The sequence below is a fragment of the Salinibacillus aidingensis genome, from assembly GCF_055393355.1.
On the sequence record NZ_AP043759.1, the window covers coordinates 1,328,247 to 1,345,265 of the forward strand.

General features: G+C 39.9%; 20 protein-coding genes. 11 read left to right on the top strand and 9 right to left on the bottom strand.

Features of this window, described 5'->3' with window-relative positions; genetic code table 11:
• Window positions 1-49: 49 nt before the first annotated feature.
• The 3 genes from ACZ5OK_RS07230 to ACZ5OK_RS07240 all read left to right on the top strand — a co-directional run bounded on the left by ACZ5OK_RS07230 (window position 50) and on the right by ACZ5OK_RS07240 (window position 1,828).
• Window positions 50-499, top strand: coding sequence for a DUF4362 domain-containing protein (locus tag ACZ5OK_RS07230; RefSeq protein WP_343840584.1), 450 nt, complete (start codon window positions 50-52; stop codon window positions 497-499).
• 166 nt (window positions 500-665) lie between these two features.
• Entirely contained in the window at window positions 666-1,208 is a 543-nt protein-coding gene (locus ACZ5OK_RS07235; RefSeq protein WP_464758637.1) for a hypothetical protein, read from the top strand.
• A gap of 296 nt (window positions 1,209-1,504) precedes the next feature.
• Window positions 1,505-1,828, top strand: coding sequence for a hypothetical protein (locus tag ACZ5OK_RS07240; protein ID WP_343840590.1), 324 nt, complete (start codon window positions 1,505-1,507; stop codon window positions 1,826-1,828).
• A gap of 53 nt (window positions 1,829-1,881) precedes the next feature.
• On the opposite strand, the gene nfsA is transcribed toward ACZ5OK_RS07240, so the two are convergent.
• From nfsA to ku, 3 genes are all read right to left on the bottom strand, one after another.
• On the bottom strand, window positions 1,882-2,628 hold the full coding sequence (gene nfsA, locus ACZ5OK_RS07245) for an oxygen-insensitive NADPH nitroreductase (RefSeq protein ID WP_343840593.1): 747 nt from the start codon (window positions 2,626-2,628) through the stop codon (window positions 1,882-1,884).
• Between the two features lie 24 nt (window positions 2,629-2,652).
• Window positions 2,653-3,351 carry a hypothetical protein gene (locus ACZ5OK_RS07250; RefSeq protein ID WP_343840597.1) on the bottom strand — a complete coding sequence of 233 codons (699 nt, stop codon included), beginning with the start codon at window positions 3,349-3,351 and terminating at the stop codon, window positions 2,653-2,655.
• A 431-nt stretch (window positions 3,352-3,782) separates the two neighbouring features.
• Window positions 3,783-4,619 carry a non-homologous end joining protein Ku gene (gene ku / locus ACZ5OK_RS07255; protein ID WP_343840600.1) on the bottom strand — a complete coding sequence of 279 codons (837 nt, stop codon included), beginning with the start codon at window positions 4,617-4,619 and terminating at the stop codon, window positions 3,783-3,785.
• Window positions 4,620-4,758: 139 nt separating this feature from the next.
• Here ku and ACZ5OK_RS07260 point away from each other — a divergent pair, with 139 nt between their 5' ends.
• Together ACZ5OK_RS07260 and ACZ5OK_RS07265 are read left to right on the top strand one after the other, a co-directional pair.
• Entirely contained in the window at window positions 4,759-6,579 is a 1,821-nt protein-coding gene (locus ACZ5OK_RS07260) for a DNA ligase D (RefSeq protein ID WP_343840603.1), read from the top strand.
• A gap of 30 nt (window positions 6,580-6,609) precedes the next feature.
• A complete protein-coding gene (locus ACZ5OK_RS07265) occupies window positions 6,610-7,182 on the top strand; it encodes a class I SAM-dependent methyltransferase (protein WP_343840606.1) in 573 nt (190 codons plus the stop codon).
• Window positions 7,183-7,225: 43 nt separating this feature from the next.
• On the opposite strand, the gene ACZ5OK_RS07270 is transcribed toward ACZ5OK_RS07265, so the two are convergent.
• Entirely contained in the window at window positions 7,226-7,699 is a 474-nt protein-coding gene (locus ACZ5OK_RS07270) for a hypothetical protein (RefSeq protein ID WP_343840609.1), read from the bottom strand.
• A gap of 887 nt (window positions 7,700-8,586) precedes the next feature.
• Here ACZ5OK_RS07270 and ACZ5OK_RS07275 point away from each other — a divergent pair.
• The gene (locus ACZ5OK_RS07275; RefSeq protein ID WP_343840612.1) at window positions 8,587-9,795 is read left to right on the top strand and encodes an MFS transporter; all 1,209 of its coding nucleotides are present in this window, start codon (window positions 8,587-8,589) and stop codon (window positions 9,793-9,795) included.
• Between the two features lie 99 nt (window positions 9,796-9,894).
• On the opposite strand, the gene ACZ5OK_RS07280 is transcribed toward ACZ5OK_RS07275, so the two are convergent.
• The gene (locus ACZ5OK_RS07280; RefSeq protein WP_343840615.1) at window positions 9,895-10,530 is read right to left on the bottom strand and encodes a glycerol-3-phosphate acyltransferase; all 636 of its coding nucleotides are present in this window, start codon (window positions 10,528-10,530) and stop codon (window positions 9,895-9,897) included.
• Window positions 10,531-10,869: 339 nt separating this feature from the next.
• On the opposite strand from ACZ5OK_RS07280, the gene ACZ5OK_RS07285 reads away from it, so the two are divergent.
• The 5 genes from ACZ5OK_RS07285 to ACZ5OK_RS07305 all read left to right on the top strand — a co-directional run bounded on the left by ACZ5OK_RS07285 (window position 10,870) and on the right by ACZ5OK_RS07305 (window position 12,822).
• Entirely contained in the window at window positions 10,870-11,073 is a 204-nt protein-coding gene (locus ACZ5OK_RS07285; protein ID WP_343840618.1) for a helix-turn-helix transcriptional regulator, read from the top strand.
• Window positions 11,063-11,560 carry a DUF3278 domain-containing protein gene (locus ACZ5OK_RS07290; RefSeq protein WP_343840621.1) on the top strand — a complete coding sequence of 166 codons (498 nt, stop codon included), beginning with the start codon at window positions 11,063-11,065 and terminating at the stop codon, window positions 11,558-11,560. Before ACZ5OK_RS07285 ends, ACZ5OK_RS07290 begins: the two co-directional genes overlap by 11 nt.
• A 60-nt stretch (window positions 11,561-11,620) precedes the next feature.
• Window positions 11,621-11,836 (top strand): hypothetical protein, encoded by a 216-nt coding sequence (locus ACZ5OK_RS07295; RefSeq protein ID WP_343840624.1) that lies wholly within the window; start codon window positions 11,621-11,623, stop codon window positions 11,834-11,836.
• 59 nt (window positions 11,837-11,895) lie between these two features.
• Complete coding sequence (locus tag ACZ5OK_RS07300) at window positions 11,896-12,246, top strand: hypothetical protein (protein WP_343840627.1); 351 nt, start codon at window positions 11,896-11,898, stop codon at window positions 12,244-12,246.
• A 177-nt stretch (window positions 12,247-12,423) separates the two neighbouring features.
• Window positions 12,424-12,822 (top strand): hypothetical protein, encoded by a 399-nt coding sequence (locus ACZ5OK_RS07305; RefSeq protein WP_343840629.1) that lies wholly within the window; start codon window positions 12,424-12,426, stop codon window positions 12,820-12,822.
• A 315-nt stretch (window positions 12,823-13,137) separates the two neighbouring features.
• Here ACZ5OK_RS07305 and ACZ5OK_RS07310 read toward each other — a convergent pair whose 3' ends face one another.
• From ACZ5OK_RS07310 to ACZ5OK_RS07325, 4 genes are all read right to left on the bottom strand, one after another.
• Complete coding sequence (locus ACZ5OK_RS07310; RefSeq protein WP_343840631.1) at window positions 13,138-13,269, bottom strand: YuzL family protein; 132 nt, start codon at window positions 13,267-13,269, stop codon at window positions 13,138-13,140.
• Between the two features lie 578 nt (window positions 13,270-13,847).
• Window positions 13,848-14,027, bottom strand: coding sequence for a hypothetical protein (locus tag ACZ5OK_RS07315; RefSeq protein ID WP_343840634.1), 180 nt, complete (start codon window positions 14,025-14,027; stop codon window positions 13,848-13,850).
• 571 nt (window positions 14,028-14,598) lie between these two features.
• Window positions 14,599-14,928 (bottom strand): hypothetical protein, encoded by a 330-nt coding sequence (locus ACZ5OK_RS07320; protein WP_343840636.1) that lies wholly within the window; start codon window positions 14,926-14,928, stop codon window positions 14,599-14,601.
• 710 nt (window positions 14,929-15,638) lie between these two features.
• A complete protein-coding gene (locus ACZ5OK_RS07325) occupies window positions 15,639-16,913 on the bottom strand; it encodes a SpoIID/LytB domain-containing protein (RefSeq protein WP_343840640.1) in 1,275 nt (424 codons plus the stop codon).
• Between the last annotated feature and the right edge of the window lie 106 nt (window positions 16,914-17,019).

The window sequence follows — 17,019 nt, forward strand, 5'->3', positions numbered from 1 at the left end:
AAACACTCCTTCAATAAAATTGTCTAAACGATGGGAGGGATAGGTACATATGAGACCAACAAAGATTTTATTTGTTTTAATAATTATAGTGTTAATGGCAGGTTGTCAGAATACAGAAAACTTACCAAATACAAATCAGAAAGAAGATAACATTCCAAATTACAATCCTTCATCTGAAGATATTGTAGATATGCACGGAGACATTGAAAATATAGATAGATTTAAGAAGTTTATAAACAATGTTGAGGCAGGACAGAAGGATAGTATTAGAGTAATCAGATATACAACAGAAGGTGACCCAGTGCTTCGTAACCTTGAATATGATGGTGAAGCTATCATATCAACATCTGACACACGAAGGGATAAATATGGGAAGGGGAGTATAAATACTGCAACTTGTGAATCAATTGAAGTGAATGAAACTACAGAAAGAACGGATTACTTACTTGATGATTGTGAAAATATTATAGATCATACGATTTTAGTGATCTGGAAATAGCAAATAACTTTTTGTTCTACAAACGGCGACGCGCAAATGTTCAAAATAATTGTCACCAATGTAAAACGAAATGAAAGCAGTAGAGGTGAAAATTGTACACACAGGGAAATAGTTATTGTGCTAACGCGGCCAAGAGTTGAACAAGGGCTAATAAGAGGGGGAAATAATGTTGACAGGGAGAAAAATCATTTCTATATCACTTATGGTCAGTTTAATAATATCATTGTGGTTTAATGTATCATATTATCAACAACAACAGCAGGTTCATGAATGGAAAGAAATAACCTACAATCAGTTTGTTTCAAAAATTTACTCGGGTGGTCAATTATTAGGTTTCCAAACATCTTGGTACAACAAAGAAAGAGCATCTTTAGAAATTGGTGAAGCTGCAATGGCTCTCTATCAGTGGTATATATACAGTGATAAAACGGAGACCGAAACAGCTCCACATGTAGAGGAAATTGCGAAATATTTAAGTTATGTTGCTTATATTTTGGTGAATCCTAATGGTCAGTTTGAAGGTGATGATTCCGAGAGTGAGGAATATGTTAAAAACATTGCCAACGTGCTCTATAAAGAATTAGGTGAAAATGGTGTCATTGGTGATATAACTGATGAAAAAGAAGAAAAAATCTTTCATAAATTATATGAGCTTATTCCAGAGTCAAAAGTAGAAGGAACAGAAAGTCGAATTGATTTTTTCTTTTAATTGTATAATTCTATCTCATTTATTGATTTTAATGGCTTATTTGGTCCATATAATCAACCCTCTAAAAGTGACTTTGCTATCTTGATCACTAAGCGAATTGAAGTAGCTGTAGGTTTACACGCATTAACTTGCCGTAATACCCCCACTGTTTGCAGTCACGCTTTACCACGTATTAACAATCTGTAATCCCTTTGTACTGATGAGGAAACAGCTTGAAAAAACCTGATAAGTCTCGCAAACAAACAGTGATCTCCACTGTTTGAAGTCTCGCTTTATTTACGAAAGGAGCTTTTATTTTGCTTGTATTTTTAAGTTTTATACTAATTATCCTCTCTGTTATATTTTTTCTATTGGGATATATGTACTTAAATAATAAAGCTGAAGGCCTGATTATGTGGAGTTTTACGGGAAAGGTTGAAAAAGTGAATGACAAAGAAGGCTATAAAAGACAACAAGGAAAGCATTCAATCCTAATTGGATTCATTTTCTTTTTTATACCAGTTTCTTTATATCTGGTTGAAAATTTGAATATAAATCCAAAATCACTTTACCTTTGGCTTATTGTTTTAGCTGGTGCGACGATTTTAAATGCGGTGCAGGAAAGAAAGTTTTTCAAATAAAAACAACATACTTAAGGGGGAAGAACCCCCTATTGAGCTCTCACTTCAGCTATTCAGCTTCGGTTCATTCCTTTACTTCTTACAAAATCAGTAACATCCTCGCGTTTAGGTTTGGATAATTTGCGGTGGATTTGTCCGGTAAAGGTGTCTGTTCGGCTGTTTTCGCTTCGGCTTTGATAGTAATTGTTTAAATGCTCATCAAATTGGTCTATTTGTTCTTCAATCGCAGTATCATCGGCATACTGGTTTTCAAAGTAAACGGCATCCAATGGCAGTCTTGGTTTCTTTTCCGGCTCATGATCGGGGTGACCAAAGGCCATGCCAAAGAGCGGAATGACATAGTCAGGAAGGCCAAGCAGCTCGCTTACTTTTGCAATGTCATTTCGTAAGCTTCCCAAGTAGCAGATTCCCAGACCCATGCTTTCGGCAGCAATGGCCGCATTTTGTGCAGCAAGCGCCGCATCAACCGTGGCAACAATAAAGTGCTCGGTATTTTGCAGATTTTCACTCATTTTTTCTTTAAGCTCCTCATCAGACTGTAGCTGGGCCCTGTGGAAATCTGCGCAAAAGACCATGAGATGGGCATTTTCCCGTACATAAAACTGTCCGGACACATTGGATAGTTCCTGCTTTATATGGGCATCGGTCACTCCAATGATGCTATAGGCCTGATAGTAGCTGGAGGTAGAGGCCTGCTGTGCCGATTTTACGATGGTACGGATTTGTTCATCAGATAATGGCTGGTCCTTGAATTGACGGATGGATCTGTGGTTTAAAAGGGTTTCAATCGTTTCGTTCATGGTTTTCTCTCCTCTCAATCTTCCTTAAGTGACTTCAAAAAGAATAAATTCTTCTCCTAAATTGTGAGAACTGTTTTCAAGGTTAACGTGCGAAGGGACTCGGACCTTTATGGTGTCGCTATCTGCCCATTCCATAGCCTCAATAGGGTTATTGTAGTTTAATACTTCTTCCGTTAAATCCTCATTTTGTAAGGAAAGCAGTTTATGCTCCGTTAAATCGACCACCTGGATGTCATGTGTTTTAGTCTCTTTTTGGCCCCGCTCAAAGAAAAGCATGATTTTTTCCTGATCCGGCGATAACTGATAGGATACAAAAGCAGCTAAATCGGTTAAGGGGACCGTGTTTTCCTCTTCTCCTTTTTGAATAAGGAGGTAGGAGCAGCTCCTTTTATCCTCCTGACAGGCATAGGACATCATGTATAAACCACCAGCTTCATCCGTCAGATGGCGCGCCTTAAAGGATTGAGCCATCTCCTCAGGCTGTTTTCCGGATGCTGCAATGTAGCGTCCAAGTAAGGGCGCATTCTCCAGATGAATGGTGACGGAATCCTCAGTGTCCGTAACAGGGATGGACAGCGTTTCGGGTAAAGCTTCTTCTTTATTCTCCGTTTCTTGTGTTACTTCTTCCTTATCGGTTGTTTCCTTGACCTGACTCTCGTTGTTATCCTCTGAGCATCCAATGAAAATCAGTGCCATCGATAGGAAAAGCAGCCATTTTTTCATGTTTCCACCTCAATTATGTACGCCTCTTGATTACCCAACTCCTTTTATTATATAGAAACATCCGATTTTTTTAAAATCCTGTGACTTTGCCGTGGGAGGTTTAACAGGTGCCAAAAGCATCACAATATTGTTTGTTCAGAAAAACTGGGCGTAATTATTCACCTGCCATACGTTTCGGCCATATTTTAATAGCAGGCAGGTGATACGTGTGAAGTATATTCATATCCTCCATATTTTTCTTCATCTGATACTGGTTGGGGTCATGGCTCTGCACTTTTTTAATAGGATTAATGATGTCATTGCAGCGTTTATCGTTATCCCCATTTTCGTATATTTTGTCATTCTGTTTGCATGGTTAAATAAACCCAACTCCAAAGATCCCTGACCACGCTTTACCGCTTTAAAGGATGTGGGGACAGTCCCCACATCCTTTAAAGCGCTTTTTTCTTCTTGGCTGTGGTTTTTTTCTTGGGCTTGGATTTGTTTCCTTTCTGGGAGCGTTCGAGGGAGGCTTCGAGGGCTTCCATGAGGTCGGTAACGTTATCCGGCTTTTCGGTTTTCTTTTCTTTCGCTGTTGTGACCTCATCATTCTCCTTTTTCGCCTCAATTAAATCCATTAATGCAGTCCGGTATTCATCAGTGTATTTCTCCGGTTCAAATTCAGTGGTCAGTTCATCAATGAGCATTTTGGCTGTGTTCAATTCCTTTTCGCCCAGGTCCGTCTCTGCAGGAACATTTGGAACCTGATCCACCGCGCGTACTTCATCCGGATAATGGATGGTTTCCATAACTATCGTATTTTCATATACCCTTACAATCGCGAGCTGTTCCTTGGAGCGGATCATGATCTTGGCAATTCCGATTTTACCAGTATCTTTAAGGGATTGCCTTAGAAGAGCATATGCCTTACCGCCACCTTCATTGGGCGACAGATAGTAACTCTTTTCAAAATAGATCGGATCGATTTCTTCCAGCTGTACAAAATCAACGATCTCAACAGCTTTATCATCCTGCTCCTTTTTTAGATTCTCCAGGTCCTCATCATCGAGAACGACAAACTTATTTTTGGCATATTCATACCCTTTCACAATATCATCATTGGAAACTTCTTTATCACAAACCGGACAGACCTTCTCATATTTAATGGGGCTTTCACATTCTTTATGCAAATTGCGAAGGCGGATATCTTTGTTTTCTGTTGCAGCGTGCAATTTTACCGGAATATTCACCAGGCCAAAGCTGATGGTACCCTTCCACATCGTATGCACGTTTCATCAACTCCTTTTCTTCTTAGCATTCATCGGAAGAAACGCTTTTATCCTGCCTGCAAAAAAGATAAACATGTATAAAATGGTCGTTTTCCCCAATTCTAAGGATGGATAAAGTACAGGTAAAGGAGCCATCATCATGTGGAAACCAATGCTCCCGACATTAGCCGATGAAATCCCCGAGGGAAAGGAGTGGGTATACGAGGTCAAATATGACGGCTTTCGTGCTGCCTTAGATTGGACAGAGGAAGGGGCAAGACTTGTTTCTCGCAATGGAAAGGATTTAACGAAACATTTTCCCGAAATCATGACGTTTCTACAGAGTCAGCAGAAAACGATAGAACCCTATTTGCCGCTTCATTTAGATGGAGAAGTGGTCATCCTGAAAACCCCGATGCATGCGGATTTCGGCTTACTCCAGCAACGGGGGAGGACGAAAAAGGAAGAAAAGATTCAGGAGCATGCCCGAAACCATCCGGCCCAATTTTTATGCTTCGATGGTTTGCAGATCGGAACTCAAAAGCTCCAGCATCTTTCTTACTTAGAACGGAAGGAAAAGCTCCGTCAGCTCTTTTCCTCTTTAGGCTGGTCCTTAAATATCTCTTTTATCCATCCTGTTTCTCTCATTCCTTATTATAAAGACAAGCACGCATTATGGAAACAGCTTACCCTTGAATACGGAGAAGGAATCGTGGCCAAGCAAAAGCACCAGACCTATCAGATGGGAAAAAGGGTCACTCACTGGTTAAAAATTAAAAATTGGCGAAAAGTTGCCGGGTTTATTACGGAATATGACCCTGAAAATGATTATTTTACCGCATCCATCTATCATGAAAATGAAATAGAAGCCCTAGGTGTTGTGAAGCATGGATTTTCAGAGGAAGCCTTTACCACGTTAACCAAACTGATGACGGAAAAAGGGGATAAGAGAAACGGAATTTTTCACCTTCCACCGGCCGTATGTGTTCAGATGAACTGCTTAGAGGCGGAGGATGGACAGCTGCGGGAGCCTAATTTTGATCAGTTCCGTTTCGATTTGTCGCCTGAGGAGTGCACGGCTTCAAAAAAAGAGCTCGATTTAGCGATGTTGCCGGAAAAGGTGGAGATCACAAATCCGGACAAGCCATTATGGCCAAAGCCAGGGTTCTTGAAACTGGATCATCTTATGTATTTGCGAAACATGGCCCCATACATGCTTCCTTTTTTGGAACAGAAAAAATTGACCTTAATCCGCTATCCTCATGGGGTTGGGGATGAATCCTTTTTCCAGAAGCACCGGCCTGATCATGCCCCTGACTTTGTGGGTGTCTATCAGGAGGGGGATGAGGAGTTTATCCTTTGTCACACGGTGGAGGCTCTCATATGGATTGGAAATCAGGGGACGCTGGAATTTCATATTCCCTTTCAGAAGACAGAGGAATCCTATCCGGATGAAATTGTGTTTGACCTTGACCCACCCTCAAGAAAAGAATTCTATTTAGCAGTAAAGGCGGCAAAGCTGTTAAAAACCATCTGTGACCAGCTTGACCTTTATGCGTTTGTTAAAACGTCGGGAAATAAAGGGCTCCAGGTTCATCTACCCTTACCTGAAAAAGCACTGACCTATGAGGAGACAAGAGCTTTTACCGAAGCGGCCGCCCAGCTCCTTGTTCAAAAGCATCCTGACGACTTTACAATGGAACGCCTGAAAAAGAATCGCGGGAACCGACTATATGTGGATTATGTGCAGCATGCGGAGGGCAAAACGATTATTGCCCCTTATTCTCCACGGTCGACAGAGGAAGGAACCGTAGCAACCCCTTTATACTGGGAAGAGGTCCATGAAGGATTGGACCCGGCTCAGTTCACAATAAAAACCGTACAGCAGAGAATTTTAAAAGCAGGAAGCCCCATGATAAAATATAAGGAAATTCGAGATCAGCAGACTTTTACGAAGCTTAAAGCATTGATTAATCACTAGGTTTTCATGCCATGGAGGTGCACACAAAACATGTCTGAAAAACGCTTTGATCCGAAAAAGGCAGATAAATTAATTGATCCCGGCCGGCAGGAAAAAGTACCCCAGGATAAAGTTGTGGAGCTTCTTGCACTGTCAGGGGACGAAAAAATTGTGGATCTTGGTGCAGGCAATGGGTATTTAACGCTTCCTTTAGCCCGGCAAACGTCAGAACGGGTGATGGCCGTTGATGTGGAAGATGGAATGTTAACCATGCTTGATCAGCGGGCAAAGGAAGCAGGAATACGCAATATTGACCGGATGATAAGTCAGATCGAACGATTAAAATTTCCAGATGCCATGTTTGATCGTGCAGTTGCAGCTTTTGTTCTGCATGAAGTGGATGGAATAGAGAGGACGCTGAAGGAAATTAGCAGGGTACTCAAAACAGAGGGAAAGCTCCTCGTCTTGGACTGGGAAGCGCACGAATCTGATGATGGTCCGCCTTTAGATCATCGTATCCATTCCAGCCGAATGAAAGGCTTTTTGGAAAACGCAGGATTTAAAACAGAGGAAGGTTATTTGAATTCGGATATTTACTACATATCAGCTCATAAATCCAGCTGAAGGCTAAATCGAACCAGTACCCGATATAACAGGTACTGGTTTTTCATTTGTGTTGAGGTTTGTCAAAGGCTAACAATATGCTTCGAATAAAAAGCCCCACTAACAGTCCCGGTATGAGGGAAAGCATGGGGAGCCAGACAGGTCCAAGCAGTACTCCAAAAATTCTTATCCTTTCAGCAAGCATTAATCCAACAGTGATAAAATATGCCCCAAACACAAAGGGAAGAAATGCATAACGAGTTTCCCCCTGATCCACTTCATAGAAGGCATCCCATAATGCAAACATATACAGGCATGGATAAAACATCAGAAATTGATAGTTGGTGACGGCAAATGCCTGATCGATTTCTCCTAAGAAGCTGTAGCGGATGGCCTCGTTAAAGCCACTGAAAATATTCAGGAAAATTTCCATAAATATGAAGATGAATCCAACTAAGTAACGTCTTTGCAAAACCTGAGCAAATCCCGGTAAGGCTATGTTCCATAAAATTGAAGATAGTTTTCTCTCTTTGTTCAATCTTAATCACTCTTTAACGAAGTATTGTTAATCATGAATTTGTAAAACTTTAGGAAAGTGTCTTATTACATAAAGTAACCTCCTGGCTATTTTTTATACGACCAGCCTGCAGGATCATTATTTTTGTAAAAAAATTTCCCTGTTTTTAATCTCTCCGCCTCAGGATGCAGATGAAAATCCTACTTTTTTCGGTTTTATCATTTTGGGTAAAAAGTTATGATTAAAGTATGTTCATTGAGGGTATATAGAAAAATGTAATCCTGCAATGAATGGAATAACTAAATGGTTGAATGACTGAAAGGACAGTAGTGACACAAATGCCATGAATTCCCCTTTAATGTGAAGTGACCATTTTTGACGTTGCCATAGCCTGACTGGACCATCAGGCTATGGTGTTTTTTTGTGCTTTTTCCAGTCTGTGGTTCCCAGGTCGCCTCTGCTTTTCTATGTCCAGCTGCGGCTCCCAGGCCCAAGCGGTCATAAGCCGAATACCCTACATGGCAAAAGCAGCCACTCCGGATATTCTGCTTATGCTGTCGGGCCTAACCGGTCGCCTCCGCTTTTCTATTGTCCAGCTGCGGCTCCTAGGTCAAGGCGGATATAAGCCAAAGCCATTGCGTGGCCAAAAACATGCCACTCCATGTCTTCGTCTTATCCCGCATGACCTGAACAGTCTCCTCCGCTTTTCTTTCCACCTGAATAATTTTTCGGGTTTCGCTGAAGACTTTTAAAGGAGTGGAATCTGATTGTTTGCAGGGATGATCCTTAAAAGTTGAACAATCAGCTGTTAAACCGAGGAAAAACATTTGCATTTTTTTCACGCATGAACTGGCCGTCATACCTCACTGATGGAAGATTCACTTTATAATTTTTGAAGGAGATTGGATATGGAAAAGCAGAAATGGGCTTTGTTTGCCTTAGCTTCTATACCGTTGATGATGACATTGGGAAATTCGATGTTTATTCCCGTTTTACCGACGATTGAAAAAGAGCTGGATATCAGTCCGTTTCAGTCAAGTTTAGTGATAACCGTTTATTCAGTGGTTGCGATTCCTTTAATCCCGATAGCCGGATATTTATCGGATAAATTTGGTCGTAAGAAAGTAATGATACCAAGTCTCATCATTACTGGCCTGGGAGGGGCGTTGGCGGCGTTTGCAGCCTGGAAAATTGATAGTCCATACATGATGATATTGATTGGCCGTTTTCTTCAGGGAATTGGAGCAGCTGGCGCCTTTCCTGTAGTCATTCCTACCGTTGGGGACTTGTTTAAGGATAAGGAAGACGTCACAAAAGGACTGGGCATTATTGAAACCTCCAATACATTTGGAAAAGTCCTAAGCCCTATACTTGGGGCATTGCTGGCCTTCCTGATCTGGTATGCTCCTTTTATCTCTGTACCTGTTTTGTCGGCGATATCGATTGTGCTGCTTGCTCTATTCGTCCATGCCCCTGAACAGGAACAGAAAGAGAAAAAGGGGACATTCCGGAAATATATTCAATCGATTAAAAAAGTTTTTCACTATAATGGACATTGGCTCACAGCAACCTTCATAATTGGATGTCTGAATATGCTGGTCTTATTCGGTTTTCTCTTCCATTTATCTGAACAATTAGAGCTGAGGTTTGAAATTGAAGGTGTGATGAAAGGGGTACTTTTAGCTGTTCCGCTGCTTGTCTTGTGTACAGCTTCTTTTTTTACGGGAAAAAAGGTAGGGGAGAACAAAAAGGCCATGAAGTGGGTCATCCTGATCGGCAATGCAGGGGCAGCGGTAGGATTATTTTTCATTCGTACCGATATGAACGTCACTTGGACGCTCATTCTGCTGTCTGTCACGGGGCTTGGGATTGGCCTCTCTTTACCTTGTCTGGATGCGTTAATTACAGAGGGGATAAAAAAGGATATCCGGGGCACCATTACATCGTTATACAGCAGCATGCGATTTATCGGCGTTGCTTTAGGTCCTCCTATCATTGCGATGATGATGGATTCATTATCCTCCTATATCTATTGGCTGTTGGGAGGTTTAAGTATCCTGGCAGCTGTTGCCACGTTTTTCTGGATTCGTCCTGATGAAGAGGAACAGAAGGGATAGCCCCTGTCGTACAGCTGGGGCGAATATATGGGATGACAAACGAACCAGTAGCAGGAAAAAGGATTAGAGTACATCGCGCTCTAATCCTTACTGTTTGATTTACCCGGTCATTTCCCGGTTCTTCTGAAAGGCATCCTTCAGTTTTTTCTCTTCGCCTTTGATGATCCGTGAAAAATTTTCCCTGTGCATAAGAACAGCCAGCAGGGTTAAGAAGGCAGCCGATAATAGAGCGAGGGCACCGAAATCAAGCAGATAAGTCGAAATGATAAAAAATGTATAAAGAGCCATCGCACCTATCACAATATAGCTGGTAAATATGGTAAACACAATAAATAAAAATAAACCTAAAAGTCCAAACTGCCAGTCTATAATTAAGAATAAACCGATGATCGATGCGGTTCCTTTTCCACCCTTGAAATTCATAAAGAAAGGAAAGTTATGACCTAATATCACAAAGACTCCATTTAAATAATAAATAAAATGCTCAAAATCACCTTGAAGCGTCCCGTTAAACAGGAAGGTGATCGTCATAACGGAAAGCACAGGCTTAAGAATATCAATTAGCGCAACAAGAGACCCGTATTTCCATCCGAATGTCATGGTTACATTGGAAGCTCCTGCATTTTTACTGCCCACATCTTTAATGTTCCGTTTTTTCCATTTCCCGATAAAGTACGAAGGCTGAATACACCCAAATACATACCCCGTCAAAATACTTGTGAGTACATAAACCATCCCCGTTCCCCCTTTAGTAAAAACATCTCTGGATGATCCTTTCAACTGCTGGTTATCCCTGTCTATTTAGAACATACCCGAAAATTTGGAATTTTCAAGTCTTTTTTTAAACGGCTGTTTGTGATTTGGTATAATACATAATTATAATAGGAAAAGACAGGATGTTTAGCATGGGCTCACGAGTAGATCGTCAATGAGACCGTCTTTTTATTTTGTCATCTCAGCAAGAGTAACTGGAATCCTAATTGTAACAAGTAAAGGCTGGATGTCATATATAATTGACACATATAACAAATGTCATATATAATGTACACATAGATGGTTGAAAGGGTGTTTGACTTGAATAGAGTCAAAGAGTTTAGGAAAAATCGAAACGTTACACAAATTGAGCTTGCGAAAAGAGTCGGTGTGGCAAGACAAACCATTAATTTAATTGAGAACGATAAGTACAACCCGTCTTTGTCATTATGTATATCTTTAGCCAAAGAACTTCATACAGATCTGAATACTTTATTTTGGGAGGAGAAGAACCATGAAGAATAAAATACTAAATCGTTTTATTGGAGCGGTTGATGATCGTGATGAATACCAGCGACATGAAATTTACAAAGAATTAGCTTTTTCCGGAATTTTGTTATGGTACTTAACCTTGTTCCTCATGTTTATCAGTCTTATTTTTGATACAATACATAACACACTATCGTTTGCTACACCCTCACTATTCATTATAAATATGGTTTACGCAGGTATAGTAATTGTGAAAATAAGGAGAAAAAATCTGGATGAAACAGACTGTGCGTCTTTAGAAGAATACGAAGAAAAGAAAAAACAATTGAAAATAACTTCCACTCTGTTTGCTGTCCAATGGGGATTTTTCATGTTGTTTTTTATGGAATATGTATCCCCTTATATTTCGACTGGTGAAATAGACGTGGATTGGTGGGATGTCGTTATATGGCTTATTGCTGGAGCATTTTTTGGTATGACACAATATTCGATTTCAAAATCAAAGATACAGAAACACTTCTAATTCATGAAGGGGGATTGCGAAATGATAAATGTGTGTGCATGTTGTCCATGTTTTAACAAGATGAATCGTGCCATAAAAGTCCTGGCCACTGCTTTAACGGTTATTATTTTTGGAGTACTTGGTTATTTTTTACTGCCTTACATTATGCCGGGCAATTCTGGTTTTGTCCTTTTAATATTCACGCCTTTTCTAATTGGTGGTCTTTTATTTGGTTTGGGGTTATTCGGACTGGCTTTTGCCTTAAGTAAATTATGCGAAAAGATGAAAAGAAAGTAACCGTTTAGTCTGGCATAGGAGACAATCGTATTTTTTTAAATAGATATGGGGGGAGAAGAGTGAATTTGTATTTCCAAAACTATTCGAAAGTATTTAGAAAGAATTTTATGTTAGTAATAATGGCATTAGTTTTATTGATCCTAACCTTCTTTATTTGGGCTGGTGTTCCGTTTTTTGTCATCGGGAATGCAGTTGCAGATTTAACCTCTAATTTGGTAGTTATCCTTCTATGTACTTCACTTTCAGGAGGATTTCTTTTTTCTTTATTTTTTGCTCCAATCAATCTAAAAGTTGCTGAAAATATAGCAAGCCTTAAACAGCGTGGTATATTACGATCTTTTGTGCGAATACAAACGATATGGATATTAGCAAGTTCCTTAATCTTTGCAGTCGTTATGGGTGTTGTTTGATCACGTATGATTCGGTCATAATCCCCCCTCTGATGGGAGTTTAACTGAGTTTCACTTTAATAAATAAAAGTAATATGAGTTTAGGATATTGAGCCTGGGAGCAGGAAAACTCGGATAAGGCTTGAATTGAAAGTGAGGGATAAGGTGAAGGTAATTAAAATCATACTATTTTCATTAATGATTTTTTTTGTTGCCTGCAATGACGAGGAACACCTTATTTTTCATAACATAGAAACTGCAGAACAGGAAATTGGCAAATTCAAAACCCCTGTAATGCCAGTGGGCTATGAGATGAAAAAAATAACATATGATAATGACGGTTTCACCCATCCAGTAACCAAAGTGTTCTATCAAAAGAAAGGGCATCGTATTACGTTTATGATTGCCTCATCCTGGTTTGATGATTATCCAGCGAAGAAGATGGAAAACAATCATATAGCCAATATGGTATGGATTTCAAAAAAACAAGAATTTGTCTTAAAGTGGAGAAATACCCCTAAACAAAGTTACAAATACCTGATCACTAAAAATAAACAGGACAAGGAATGGCTCGTTTCCCTTGCAGAAAATTATTAAATTAAGGAAAAGCGGAGGCGACCGTTTAGGCCCGACGGCATAAGCAGAATATCCGGAGTGGCCGCTTTTGGGCCATGTAGGGTATTTTGCTTATGACCGCTTGGGCCTGGGAGCCGCAGCTGGACAAAGAAAAGCGGAGGCGACTGACCAGGTCATGCGGGATAAGCCGAAGACATGAAGTGGCATGTTTTTGGCCACGTAAAGGCTTTGGCTTATATCCGCCCTGACCTAGGAGCCGCAGCTGGACAAGGAAAAGCGGAGGCGACCGTTCAGGTGCAAACGGGCGCTTCCGCCTTTGTTCTCAAACCTATCCTTTTACGTACGCTTCTGCTTTTTCCGGGATGAATCAGCCTTTTTTCTTCCGGTATCCCTATTTGTGGTGCCTTGTCCTTCCGTTTCCGGAGATCCCAGACCAACTTTAGATGGATTTGCTTTTCTTTCTTTCATTCTTCTCACCTCCAGTTATACGTTTTCCTTCCTATGATTTGGTTATGATTATTTTCATCATGAAGAGGACGATTTCCTTGGATCGTCCTAAACTAAACGCAGGGATCCGTTTGGTACTCGAACGCCATAAATAAAGGACTGCCATTACTTAGTAACAGGTTCAGTTTCGGGAGAGAAAATTGCTAATCACAATAGAAATAACATAATAATTAGCATACATTCCGCCTATATTTCGCAATATAAACGACAAAATTTCGCAATATAAACGACAAACAAAAACGCTCAGATTTTTCTGAGCGTTTTTTATCGTAAAATTTAATTTTTTTGTTAAACAAAAGCAACCGTTACTTTAAGTGTAAAGATTCACAAAGTCTTTATTTTAAATTTCTTCTATACAAAAAAAACACTTTTAATTATTTTTTGTTATAGCTCGCTTTACATCAAAAATTCCTATCGCTCCATATTTTTCTCTCCACTTTGCTAATTTTGAAGAACTATCATTACTCAAATAATCTTCTCTCCTTTTCTTACGCTAACGCACCCGTTGCTTAAAAGGATACAGGTCTTTATCTCATAGATTATTTATTTTTATTCCAATCATATGGCTTCTTTGCCCATTCCCATAAAATATTAATCAAAAATACAATAATTGAAATTCCAATATTATCTACCCACTGGATTTCTTCTGAAAATAAAATGTCCTTAATTGTGAATCCGACAAAAAATATTAATCCATATATCATGCTATTTTTAAACATATTATCCCCCAAAATAAGACATCAAAAGTTACTTACGCATCTGCATTATATACACTATTGGCACTAAACCTTCAGGGAAACGTTCCCGATAGTTTCCTAAGTTCTCTTTCTACTCTTTTTGTTGCTTTTTATTATAATTTTATTTTGACATCTTTTGGGTGTTAATACTTCCAATTACTTTACGAACATCAGCATTATCAGTGATTATCTCCATTGTTCAGTACCTTTCCTTATTCAACATTCGCACCCGTTTATTTAAGTACACTTATACATAAAGTTACTTCTTAGAAAACATTCGAAGTAATAACCAAATGCCTCCTACAATTACAGCAAGTACAACTACAGTTAAGATTAAACCTGGAACACCAACACTACTCATTTAAGCACCCCCTTTTTAGAATAAACGTACTGAGAGGAATTTAACTTTCTTAATTCATTCTTATTCAACTCTTCTGCTCGTTAGCTTAATATCTCCTAAACTAATGTTAACATAATATTCCAACTATTTATCGAATAAAATAAAGATGACCAAAATGTTGATCGCCTTGTTCAACTATTGCACCCCGTTACTTTAAGTGGATTGTTTCACATACTTTATACTTCCTGCACATTCTTTTTCCATTTTACATAATTGTAAGCAAGTGTCTATTAGTAATAAGAAAAGGAATATAATTCCAATAATTGACATTAAGTCACCCAGCCAATATATAACAAGATATATTATGAATACAAAAGGAATCCCCCACAAGGCACGTATAAACCTTCTTCTGTAAGTTAATTTGTGATAGTTTAGTGCGAAGCCTTTATCCTTTTTTTCTACATCCTTATATATTACCGACATTATTGTATTAACAATTAAAACCGCAATAACTGGTCCGACAAAATACAGTAGAATATCCACACTATCCCTCCCTTAAAAAATAACAGTTTTATAAAACAATTAAACAATCTTGCGTCTTTAGTACAATTGGCAGTTTATCATCTTTAACTATTGCACCCCGTTAGGGAGTTGAACAAGACTATCCTGTTCCTTTGTCTATATTTTAACATAAAATACCAAAAAACCTTTCCAAAAGATAGGACAAATCATGATTAGCATCACATATCACAATGAAAATAACATAGCTTTTAACAAGCGTTTTAGCACCCTAATTTCACGTTGTACATAAGTTTTGTTTCTTTGCTAAAAAGGTTGCGATTTATCACGTATTAACTGGCCGTAATACCCCCACTTAGTCTTGAGGGTAACCCAACAAGACTAAGTGGGGGATAAACGGCCAGTAAATCCCTGATAAGTTCAACTAACAAGGAAAGCGGAGGCGACCGGTTAGGTCATGCGGGATAAGATGAAGACATGGAGTGGTATAGGCATGGCCACGGAATGGCTTTGGCTTATATCCGCCTTGACCTGGGAGCCGCAGCTGGCCAAATCAGTGGGGGATGGAGAACCCCCCCCACTGATGGAAGTTTCACTTTATCATGTTAATTTAGGTGTTAGGACGTAATAAATGTTGTGAAATCAATAAAAACAGGAGTACGAAACGCTATGCGATTTGTACTCCTGTCTGGTGTGTGATTTATTGTTTTCTCTACTGGAACTGTAAGTGTTCATTACTTAGGTGCTTCCTCGTAAATCCGGGTCACATCGGTTCCGGGAAAATAAAATTGAAGAATCTCCTGATAGGTTTTCCCGGCCTCGGCCATTTTCTGTGCCCCCCACTGGCTCATGCCGACCCCGTGCCCATAGCCCTTTCCTTTCACCACATAGGCATCATCTGTAGATTCAGACGAGGTGATGAGGTAACTTTTAAAAATCGAACCGCCAATCATAGGGCGGATTTTCGATAGTGGGACATTCTCTAATGAAATTTCATCCATCATCATCATTCCGAGAATCCGGTGCATAAAGGTTATCGTCACCGATCCTCTCACCGAGCGATGGGCAGCGGTTTTCTGATCAGCTATGGAAAAGTGGGGAATCGCTAAAATTTTTACGTCCTGATACCCCTGGTTTTCCACCCAGCTTTCCATCGATTTCATCATTTTTTTGTCCTTGCCCTGTAAATGGGGCCAGACGTCCGGTGCATTCCAGGCCCAGACAAAGGTATCCATGGGCAGCTGCTGTTTATGCAGGGTAAATGTCCACGGACGTCCCGGATCATAAGGGTCCTTTTTGATGGGATAATAGCTGATGGGCTTGCTTCCCCAGACATTTGCATTGGATTCTGTAAACCCTCCATTGCTTGCCGAGTAGAAGGCTGTGATCGGTCTACCGTTATGAGTAATAATTTCGCCCTTCGTTTCCTCGACAGCCTTATTCGTTTTGGAAAAGGTGGAGTAGCCGCCATACACCTGAAATTGGATGGTGTCATTCATCTGTTTTTCCCCATTCAGGTGCATGAGCGCATAGGTTCTGGCGGCCAGACTTTGAGCCTTAAGAGCTTCCAGATTCCAGGTTGAAAAGACTTCAAAGGGAACGACACCTTTTAAATAGTCTTCCAGCAGCAATTGATTCACGGGGCGGACGTATTTTCCTTTTTCAACGGTAAACTCCATGGCCCCCTGGTAAGGACGGTCATTAATGTATAAAAGATTCTCCTCATAGGATTCAGGAATGAGGGTGATCGTGTCCGGAAGCTTATGTTTTCCGTCCTTATCCTTAAGATAAAGCTTTCCTTTCTTTACGAAAAGTGTATAATTCCCTCCTTTCTCAAGACGAAAAAAGGGGCTGAGTGTTCGATATTCCCCTTGAACCTGAATGTGAAGCTTCTTCGGATTGTCGATAAAGTTGACTAATTTGACCGAAACCATATCCTCTCCAGCGGCAGTTGTCAGCGGTACACAAATAACAATTAAACATACAAAGATAGACCATAATGTTTTCATATCCTTATTTTTCTAATTGTCCTTGTCATTATGTATGGTAAGTCGTGGCAGATGGGCAGGAGGTGTAAATGAGGGATCGATGTTCTAAACTTGTACAGCTGTTAAT